The sequence below is a fragment of the Scytonema sp. UIC 10036 genome, assembly GCF_009725235.1.
In genome coordinates this window covers 1-10076 of record NZ_WJFC01000327.1, presented here as the reverse complement: position 1 = coordinate 10076, position 10076 = coordinate 1, and the positions used below count along the sequence as shown (strand labels likewise).

Sequence of the window (10076 nt, the reverse complement as noted above, 5' to 3'; positions counted from 1 at the left end):
AAAATTAAAAATTAATTGAATATCTGTCTGTTTTAATTCCAAAGCATGTTCTAAAATTAACATTTTCTGGCTTGACTCAGGCAATGCTGCAAATGCCTGTGATAAAACTTCCCTAAGAGCTAAAAACTGCTCCTCTGGGTCTATTTCTTCTTGTGGTAAATAATTAATTAAATCATCAGATATGTTATTTTTGTTATCTAATGATGATACTAAAGGCAATTTTGAATTTTCTCGACTTACTTTAACACAAGTGTATAACAATGTTTGAATCTCTTGAACAGTCACATCATCTGAGATATCTTGATATTTTTTTCGCAACTCATTATATCGTACAGTTATCAATTCTAATTCCTGGGAAGTTGGTGGTGCTAGCTTGTGATTTTGTAGTTTTTTGTTAGGAGTATAAATTTCCTTAAAACAATGCCAAGCTAACAAATGACAGGACTGTTGCCAATCGGGAAAATTGACTTTATACAATGCTTGTATTAAAGATTTTTTAGTTAAACTCCGTAACCATGCCCAATCAGAATATTTTTCTGGTTCTCTACCGACTCTAATTTTATCAATAACTGCACTTGTAATACGCATCTGAGCGTAGGTTTTAAGACGACTCGTTTCACTATTATAATGAGCCAAAAGCTTGGATAAATCATTGGCTGCAATTGTTCTAGCAATTTGCCAATAATCCATCCATGTAAAGTCTTGAATAGCAATTTTGCGCTGAACTATACCAGCAACCCAGTAGCAAGAGTCTTCTAAGTAAGCGAGTAAGTGTTCTTTTGCCAAAAAAAGTGGCGGATTTTGCAAAAGCGCTCGCAGCCAATATCTTGCCCAAAATTCCTCATCATTTGAGATATCTTGCTCGATTATTGTCCTGATATTGCGTTCTAACTTAGGATTTGCGCTCCAATCGAGAATTGGATAATTTTTAGAGTCTATCAAATTAAGAAATGTAGAAAACATTTCTACTATGGTTTTACGCTTTCTGATACTCATTAGTTTGCTTCTCGGTTCACTAAATTACCCATGCTGTTGCGATTTAAATAGATATAAACACTATGAATGTAACAACAGAGTTCCAATAACATCTCATTTTTGTAAAAAAAATACAGATTCTTTGAACTCACGTTAGTATTTAACTGATAATTCCAGCCACAATAGTCTGTAGCAAGTAACGTACCATGATTTTGTGTTTGCGATCGCAGCCTCCTGACATTAACTATTTCATCTCTTTCTCAGGACAGTTTTTTTGATTTATGCAACTTTCAGGTAAGCCTTTGCCATTTCTGGATATCCCACTTAAGTGACACTGTTTTGCCATCTAACTTAAGAGGTTGTCAGAAATGTCTTTCATTTTTTTAGCGTGACTTGTCTTAGTTTTAGCTGTAGTCTTTTTTCCCTGAGGAGGACAATGACATACATTACGCTCAATTCTTAAATCGCGATTGGCTTGACAGAATTCGTAGAACTGTTCAACGGTCATCGATTTGATAGAAGGAATATGAACCGTCAGTGGGACGCTTTGGGTTTGAATTAATAGCGTCGTCATTCTTTGTCCCTCGTTCTGTTATTCGTTATGCAAGTATATGCTACCTTAAGCATTCGAGAATCGCTATCCCGGAATGCACTCTTTGCCCTGCAAGCTTCTTTCAGTGGATCTAATAGGATATGCATCAACAAATCCGTGTGGGAAAAGGATTTTCCCTCTGTAAAGTAGACTTTACAGAGGGAAATCTATAAAATCAGCTTGAGCTTTGACGTGATTTCTTGCTTTGAGTCTCTACTTCCTCCCCGGTATGTTACCGATTTCTTGTCCTCTTTTTTCTCCTGACGGAGACGCTACGCGTTGCCGTAGGCTATGTTCACTAGGGCTATACGCGATCTTTGCGCCTTTGCGGTTCATTTAAATAGGTAGTTTTCGGGCGGTAGAGTAAAATATCAATACTATATCAGCATTGTAAAAGTTTCAGGATACATATTTTAGAAATAAGGCAATCGAAGTTAATTCTTTTCATGTTTCTGCTTGTGAAGTCAACCTCACTTAACAAAATAGTAAAGCTTGCTTGACAAAAACAAATTTGAGCTTTACTATTCTGGTATATCAATGGAAAGTACTTATGCAGACGAATAAATTTTAAGAATGAAAAACCGCTTACGGATACTGAGAGTCGAGCGCAATTGGTCACAATCCGAGTTAGCAAACCGTTTGGGAGTCAGCCGCCAAACCATAAATGCATTGGAAATGGGCAAGTATGACCCTAGCTTGCCTCTTGCGCTTAAAATTGCTCAATTGTTTGGCTGGCCGATTGAATCTATTTTTGCTTCCGAACCGTTAGAAACTAACAACAGAGAATCTATGTTTGAACGATTTACACAGAAAGCCGTGACCGTGATTACGCTTGCCCAACAAGAAGCACATCGTTTGGGACACAACTATGTAGGAACAGAGCAAATTTTATTGGGTTTGATTGCGGAAGATACGGGTATTGCTGCTAGAGTTCTCAAGACGATGGGAGTTCAATTAGAAGATGCTCGTAGGGAAGTGGAAAATATCATTGGGCGTGGTAATGGTGTCATGGAAATGGAGATTCCTTTCACGCCTAAAGGCAAGCTTGTACTAGACCATGCTTCAGAAGAGTCACGTCGGATAGGTCATACTTATGTTGGGACAGAGCATTTATTGCTTGGTGTACTCTTGGTTACAGATGGGGTAGCTGTGAAGGTATTGGCAAACCTAGGAGTTAATCTTCATGAGGTGGCGAAACTTGCAGTTAAAGAAGCTTGGTCACAGGAAAACGATTCAGCTATGCTCCCCTCCTTTGGATCTAGCTTGAACAATGAAGACGTGCCAAGCGAGCCTCCACCAGACTTCATTTCAGGCGAAGTGAGCACCCGCTTTTGTACACATCTATTTGCCTGGGTAGAACCGCGCCAGCTTGGATACGTCCTGAGTTCTCATGTGGGTTATCAGTTACCGAATGGAGAAATTTTGCAGCCACATTGTTCGTTTGTATCGCGACAACGGCTGAAACGGATGCCCCGTACTTACCCAGAAGTGCCACCCGATCTAATAATGGAAATTAAGTCGGCATTCGATCGCTTATTGTCAATGCAAAAGAAAGTTCAGTCTTTCCTCAAGTGGGGAACCCGGATTGGAATTCTGATCGATCCCGATCAACACACCGTATCCGTATACCGTCCCGATGGCGCAGTTACCATATTGGAAGAGGGGGAAACCTTGATGCTTCCAGAGCTACTACCCGATTGGGAACTGCCTGTGTCCGAGTTATGGACACCTTCATTAAATTGATTGTTTCATCAAATGTTTAAGTGATTTTACTTGGAAGTTCCCTGGTTTTAGGGAACCTCCGGTGAAATTTGTAACTAACTAGCTTGAGCAATCAATTGATTGGCAATTTGCTGGGCTGTATTAATGGGAATGGCAAAGCCCAGCCCTTGAGCACCTTGAATGATGGCGGTATTCATCCCAATGACTTGTCCTCGTTGATTGAGTAACGGTCCCCCAGAGTTACCGGGGTTAATAGCAGCATCCGTCTGAATAAACCCAACTCCTCTACTTCCAGCACCCACTGCACGGCTCGATCGCTCTGTTGCACTAATAATACCAACCGTCACGGTGTTATCCAAACCTAAAGGATTACCAATTGCGATCGCCCATTCCCCTGGTTTAAGCTGGTCGGAATTCCCAACACTGACAGTCGGGAGATTATTCGCCTGAATTTTAATAACAGCAACATCTGTTGTGCTATCTTCCCCTAACACTCTGCCTGTGTAGCTTCGTCCATCTTTGAGTGTTACCTTTACCGTGTCTGCACCACTAAGAACGTGAGCGTTGGTCAGAATCAGACCGTTAGAACGAATAATAAATCCCGAACCCGTTCCTTGTGCTACACGCCTACCATAATATCGGCTTCTCACAGTGCGCGTGGAGTCTATCCGCACCACTGCAGGTCCAGTTCTTTCGACTGCACTAGAGACAAAGTTATTTTCTACATTACTTACAGGAGCAGCAGCAATTGATGTGGGTTCGGAAAGAACTGGAGTTGTAGGCATGAAATGTGCGCCCAAAATAGCTGTTAATGCTCCGAAAGATACTAGAGATAAATTAGTTAATGATTTTTTCATTGCTAATGGCTAATGGCTAATGGCTAATGGCTAATGGCTAATGGCTAGTAGATAGGGCTATGCCGCACGTCCAATGTTGGTTGGTGGGCTTTAGCCCTACCTACTAGTTCTTAGTGTTGAGAATTTGCTGGATAATATCCAAACCTGCTTGCGTTGTTTCATCTAGCAATTTTGGATCGACTTTCTTATCATTGGGTGTGTGGTAGTTTGGTTCTTGTCCTCGGTAGAAGAAAAGAATTGGTACATTTTTACTAGCAAAGGCTGCATGGTCGCTACCATCGCTAGAACCAAAAATTTTCACTCCAGGCTTGATGTTTCGGGCAAATTTTGTTAGGGAAGAGGTACCACCAATACCCAGTTGATTGTTAACTCCAACCATATCGAAGTTCATCATGGCTTTTAACCCTGGAAGAAACTGCGGTTTGGCTGTCTTGACAAAAGCTCGCGATCCTTGGAGTCCGTCTTCCTCGCCATCAAAAGCTACAAACCATGTTTGACGGGCGGTTGGTGTCTTTGACAAATTGCGAGCAAGGGATAGTAAAACTGCTGTGCCTGAAGCATTATCATTCGCACCAGGTGAACCAGCTACTGAGTCATAGTGAGCACCAAGAAGAATTTTTGGTTGAGTCACGCCCTCAAGATGGGCAATAATATTGCGTCCGGTAACATTACGCCTTTGAGCATCAACTTTTAAACTCGCATTTTGTGCTACTCTTTGTGCTTGTTGGAGTATGCGATCGCCTTTCTCACGGGAAAGCGCCAGGACTGGAATTTTGACTTCTTCTGCCAAACTGCCGTATAAATCGCCCGATTTATTATTGACAATTACCAAACCAACTGCCCCAGCCGCCACGGCATTTTTTGCTTTTTCTGAGAAGCGAATTTCTCCGCGTTGCACGATCGCAATTGCTCCAGTAACATTCACTTTGGCAAAATCAGCTTTTCGTCCAAAGTTAGGAACTGCGACAAGTGGGGCATTTGGGTTCCCAGGGATTGTGCCATTAAGAGCATATCCCTGAATTGTCTCTCCATTAATTGTCAGATTAGAACCATTATCTTGAAATTTAGAATAAGTAAAAGTTTGAACCTCTGTCACATAGCCTGCTTTACGGTATTCATCCACTAGGTAAGCGCTAGCTTTTTCCATAACTGGTGTACCCGTGACTCTTGGACCGAAATTCACTAGAGTTTCTACATCCGTAAGACTTCGGTTAGAGTTTGTCGTCTGTGTAACCGATGGAGATAAGATAATTTCCCCAACACCATTTGCTCGAACAGCACAGGCTGTAGGAAGCCAAATCAAAGCACTGAGCAGTGCAGTTTTTAACCAAGGTTTTTTTTGGTTGTTGTTGAACGAAATCATTTGAAAGTATGAAGGATAAAGGATAAAGCTTTAGATTTTGACCCTCACTCAATCAGAAGTACGAACCTCGAGAAAATCCTTGGAAAATGTACGTTCGAGCAAAGCATATTCAGACTCCAATGTCTTTATACGATATACTTCATACTTTATACTTCATCCTTTATCCTTGTTTTTCCGCTGTTGTACTGACTCCAACTTTGATGAGCACTGGCTTGTCCAGTCTCTACAGCTAGAAACTTTGCAATTGTTGCCGCAGTCAGCGCAGTATGCAAGAACGCTTTTTTGAGCATTGCTTTGTTATCCTGTTGCTGATAGTTCATAGGGGGATTCAGTTCTTGGCTAAGTTGCTTGTTATTTTTTAGTATGAGTGGGCATTATGACAAAAAAATGTCAACTTGGTTAGTTGTTGGTTGTTGGTTGTTGGTTGTTGGTTGTTGGTTGTTAGTTGTTGGTTGTTGGTTGTTAGTGGTTAGTCGTTAGTCGTTTTTCCACCAACCACCAACCACTAACCACTAACCACTAACCACTAACCACCAACCACTAACCACTAACCACTAACCACTAACCACTAACCACTAACCACCAACCACTAACCACTAACCACTAACCACTAACCACTAACTCTTCCCCTTAACTGGAATTTCTATCTCAAATATGGAACCTTGTCCCAATACGCTTTTGACTGTGAGGTTTCCTTGATGCGCTTGCACAATTTGCTGGGCAATTGCCAATCCTAATCCAAAGCCACCTGTTTGACGCGATCGCACTGTATCTACTCGGTAGAACCGTTCAAAGATATGCGATAAATCTTTTTCTGGAATACCAATACCACTATCTTCCACCTGAATAATCACCCGATGGGGTGGTGTTAGAAGCTTTAGTGTTACTGTACCCCCCTCAAGAGTGTATTTCAAGGCATTGTTGAGTAAATTTACAACAGCCTGCTTTAATAAATCCGCATCCGCTTTGAAATATACAGGTTGTTCGGGTATTTGAACGGTAAAGTTTAGATTTTGTGCAGTGGCTTGTTGCTGATATTCTTTTGCCAGAGTTTGTAGGAGTTTAACAAGATCGATAGTCTTGAGTTTGGTAATATCTAGAGGTCTGTCTTGGCGAGCGAGGAACAAAAGATTGTTGATGAGATCGCTCATTGATTTAGCAATCTCGACAATATTTTCCAAACGATAAAGCTGCTCTGATTCATCTTGTGGCGGCATGAGAGCCACTTGTGCATTACTTAAAATAGCAGCAACAGGAGCACGTAATTCATGAGATGCATCCGCCGTAAAGCGCTGTAGTTGTTCGTAGGCTCGAAGAGCAGGTTGCATGGCAAGCCCTCCGAGAAACCACCCAGTTATACCAACTAATGCTAAAGTTACTGGAACCCCCAGTGTTAAAAATAACCTTGCTTTGTTTAAGCTTTGACGTAGAGGTGTTAGAGGAATAGCAACTTGAATATATCCTAGTAAAACGTCATTTTGTGTAATAGGTAACGTAACTTCTCGAACCCACTCTTGATTGGCAGTGATTCTGGATCGGTTACTAGTAATTTTTAGAGTTTGAAAACCAGGAGATGCGATCGGTCTTGCCGAACCCGAAACACCAAAATCTTCCACCAGTTCTTTGTTAAAATTATACAAACGAACATAAATAATATCACTGTTAACTGGTGGTAAAGTATCGCCAAATATGGGAACTTCCTTTTGCTTGTACTGCCATCGTTTGTTATATGTGGGGTATTGTATACCCCTGACAATTGTTTTACTTGTAGAGTAAAGCCTTTCATCAAACGCTTGTAGTTGCTGTTGAACAACAAAGTAATAAGCTATACCAGCAAAGGCGACAAGAATACTCCCCATTGATATGGTGAACAAGTATGCTAAATTGCGACGGCTGCGAGTAAACATAAAAATTTGTCAAAAGTCAAAAGTCAAAAGTCATTTGTTATTGGTTATTACTCTTATTTAGAACCACTAACCACTATCAACTAACCACTAACCACTACGTTTCAGGAACATTAAGGCGATAGCCCACACCATAGACGCTTTCTAGCCAGTCTTTGGCGTCAATGATTTGCAAGCGCTGTCGCAATCGGCGCACTAATGTTGTGACAGCATTACTTTCTGGCTCTGTCCCCCATCCCCACAATGCTTGTTCAATTTGAGTGTGGGATAAAATCTGGCGGGGATGGCGCATCAAATACTCCATGAGTTGAAACTCTCTCCCAGATAACTGGGTACTGGCTTGATTGCGCTCAACAGTCAGGTTATTTAAATCTAAATGTAAATCTGCAAGTGTCAGGCGATCGCCATTCCATAATGGAGAACGTCTTCGTAAAGCTCGTACTCGGGCTAATAATTCTATAATATCCACTGGTTTTACCAAGTAATCGTCAGCCCCAGAATCTAAACCATAAACTTTATCGGAAGTACTATCTTTGGCAGTGAGCATTAACACTGGGGCTGTTTTTCCAGCCCGTCGGTACTCCTGGCAAAGATCGACACCGCTCACCTTTGGCAGCATCCAGTCTAATATCAACAAGTCATAATCTTTTTGAGATAAAAGCCATTGGGCTGTTTCTCCGTCTTCTATACCATCAACAGTGTGTCCTGCTTTGATAAGGGCAGCTCGCAAAGGCTCTAATTGAGCTAAGTCATCTTCAACTAAAAGGATTAACATAAAAGTAGCTATTTTTTACCACAATCTGCTGAAATTCATACACAGCAAGGGTTTGTAACACTTAGGGTTACGAGTCTTTGAATGCAGGGACTGTATGGCATCATCTTTTTGTTCCAAAATATCACATTTTGCAATTGCATCTCCTGAATCTAAATTGTAGTGAATGTAACTGCATTAAGTAGCGATACGATAAAAAGCATGTCCTTTGGCGATCTCTGACTCTAACATTGCTATGGTTATTAAAACAGCACCTACTCAGCCGTTTACCGACCAGAAACCAGGAACATCTGGGTTACGAAAGAAAGTGACTGTCTTTCAAAAGCCTCATTACTTGGAAAACTTTGTTCAATCCATATTTGATAGTCTGCAAGGATACCAAGGTCAAACTCTGGTTTTAGGTGGCGATGGTCGCTACTACAATCGTCAGGCAATTCAAACCATCCTCAAAATGGCAGCTGCCAATGGCTTTGGGAGAGTGATGGTCGGTCAGGGCGGTATTCTTTCTACCCCGGCTACCTCTGCTATTATTCGGAAGTATGGCACTTTTGGCGGTATTATTCTCTCTGCAAGCCATAATCCAGGCGGGCCAGAAGGAGATTTTGGCATAAAGTATAACATTGACAATGGCGGTCCTGCACCGGAAAAGGTCACAGAAGCTATCTACGCTCGTACTAAAGAGATCGATAGTTATAAAATCTTAGAAGCTTCTGATGTAAATCTCGATACATTAGGAGAAACAAAATTAGGTGAAATGGTGGTGCAGGTGATTGATTCTGTAACGGACTATACAGAATTAATGCAGTCTTTATTTGACTTTGACCGCATCCGTTCCCTGATAACTAACGGGGAATTCCGGATGTGTGTGGATTCACTCCACGCGGTTACAGGTCCCTACGCTCACAAGATTTTTGAGGAATATTTGGGCGCACCACAAGGGACTGTTCAAAATGGCAAGCCTTTGGAAGATTTTGGAGGCGGGCACCCAGACCCTAATTTAGTCTACGCTCATGACTTAGTGGAAATTCTGTTTGGAGACAATGCCCCTGATTTTGGTGCAGCATCTGATGGGGATGGCGATCGCAATATGATTCTTGGGCGCAAGTTCTTTGTGACTCCTAGCGATAGCCTAGCAATCCTCGCTGCTAATGCTAAATTAGTACCAGGGTATAGTTCCGGTCTTGCTGGAATTGCCCGTTCTATGCCTACAAGTCAAGCACCAGATAAGGTCGCAAAACATCTCGGCATAGATTGCTATGAAACTCCCACGGGTTGGAAATTCTTTGGCAACTTGCTAGATGCAGGTCGAGCAACTCTGTGTGGAGAAGAAAGTTTTGGTACAGGTTCCAACCACATCCGCGAAAAAGATGGGCTGTGGGCTGTTTTGTTCTGGCTAAATATTTTGGCAGTCCGCCAACAGTCAGTTGAGGAAATCGTCAAAGAACACTGGCGAATCTACGGTCGCAATTACTACTCGCGCCATGACTATGAAGAAGTGGATAGCGATCGCGCCAACACGCTCATCACCAATGTGCGTTCTAGCGTACCAAACCTCAAAGGAAAGCGGTTTGGTGCTTATGAAGTAGAATACGGAGACGACTTCAGCTACACAGATCCAATAGATAGCAGTGTGAGCCAGAAGCAGGGCGTTCGCATTGGCTTTACCGATGGTTCGCGAATTGTCTTCCGTCTCTCTGGAACGGGTACACAAGGAGCAACCTTAAGGGTTTATCTAGAAAGTTACGAATCAAACTTAGCAAAACAGAATCTCGATCCCCAAGAAGCTTTAGCAGAGCTGATTGCCATAGCAGATGAAATTGCCCAAATCCGGACTTTGACAGGAATGGACAAGCCAACTGTGATCACTTGATAGGGAATAGGGGGTAGGGGG

The 10076-nt window shown here is 42.0% G+C and carries 8 protein-coding genes and 3 pseudogenes; 4 read left to right on the top strand and 7 right to left on the bottom strand.

Translation table 11 applies throughout. The annotated features are described in order from the left end of the window. Both F7734_RS58940 and F7734_RS58935 read right to left on the bottom strand, forming a co-directional pair. Nucleotides 1–996 (bottom strand): hypothetical protein (locus F7734_RS58940; RefSeq protein WP_155753460.1); only part of this gene is annotated, 996 nt, incomplete at its 3' end. Nucleotides 997–1420: 424 nt separating this feature from the next. After that, nucleotides 1421–1549, bottom strand: a pseudogene (locus F7734_RS58935) (Uma2 family endonuclease); the annotation flags it as partial. 591 nt (nucleotides 1550–2140) lie between these two features. Between F7734_RS58935 and F7734_RS64940 the strand changes: the two are divergent. The 3 genes and pseudogenes from F7734_RS64940 to F7734_RS64930 form a co-directional block, all read left to right on the top strand. Continuing rightward, nucleotides 2141–2317: pseudogene (locus F7734_RS64940) on the top strand (helix-turn-helix transcriptional regulator); the annotation flags it as partial. Between the two features lie 39 nt (nucleotides 2318–2356). Continuing rightward, nucleotides 2357–2758: pseudogene (locus F7734_RS64935) on the top strand (Clp protease N-terminal domain-containing protein); the annotation flags it as partial. Nucleotides 2759–2806: 48 nt separating this feature from the next. After that, nucleotides 2807–3310, top strand: a complete 504-nt coding sequence (locus F7734_RS64930; protein WP_243147626.1) for a Uma2 family endonuclease — start codon at nucleotides 2807–2809, stop codon at nucleotides 3308–3310. Nucleotides 3311–3384: 74 nt separating this feature from the next. On the opposite strand, the gene F7734_RS58925 is transcribed toward F7734_RS64930, so the two are convergent. The 5 genes from F7734_RS58925 to F7734_RS58905 all read right to left on the bottom strand — a co-directional run bounded on the left by F7734_RS58925 (nucleotide 3385) and on the right by F7734_RS58905 (nucleotide 8188). Next, nucleotides 3385–4146, bottom strand: a complete 762-nt coding sequence (locus F7734_RS58925) for a trypsin-like peptidase domain-containing protein (protein ID WP_155753458.1) — start codon at nucleotides 4144–4146, stop codon at nucleotides 3385–3387. A gap of 103 nt (nucleotides 4147–4249) precedes the next feature. Further along, nucleotides 4250–5509: a M28 family peptidase gene (locus tag F7734_RS58920; protein WP_155753457.1), complete on the bottom strand. Its 1260-nt coding sequence runs from the start codon at nucleotides 5507–5509 to the stop codon at nucleotides 4250–4252. A gap of 146 nt (nucleotides 5510–5655) precedes the next feature. After that, a complete protein-coding gene (locus F7734_RS58915; protein WP_155753456.1) occupies nucleotides 5656–5829 on the bottom strand; it encodes a hypothetical protein in 174 nt (57 codons plus the stop codon). A 297-nt stretch (nucleotides 5830–6126) separates the two neighbouring features. Continuing rightward, nucleotides 6127–7416, bottom strand: a complete 1290-nt coding sequence (locus F7734_RS58910) for a HAMP domain-containing sensor histidine kinase (RefSeq protein WP_155753455.1) — start codon at nucleotides 7414–7416, stop codon at nucleotides 6127–6129. A gap of 94 nt (nucleotides 7417–7510) precedes the next feature. Then, nucleotides 7511–8188: a response regulator transcription factor gene (locus F7734_RS58905; protein WP_155753454.1), complete on the bottom strand. Its 678-nt coding sequence runs from the start codon at nucleotides 8186–8188 to the stop codon at nucleotides 7511–7513. A 232-nt stretch (nucleotides 8189–8420) separates the two neighbouring features. On the opposite strand from F7734_RS58905, the gene F7734_RS58900 reads away from it, so the two are divergent. Beyond that, nucleotides 8421–10055, top strand: a complete 1635-nt coding sequence (locus F7734_RS58900; protein WP_155753453.1) for an alpha-D-glucose phosphate-specific phosphoglucomutase — start codon at nucleotides 8421–8423, stop codon at nucleotides 10053–10055. Nucleotides 10056–10076: the final 21 nt, after the last annotated feature.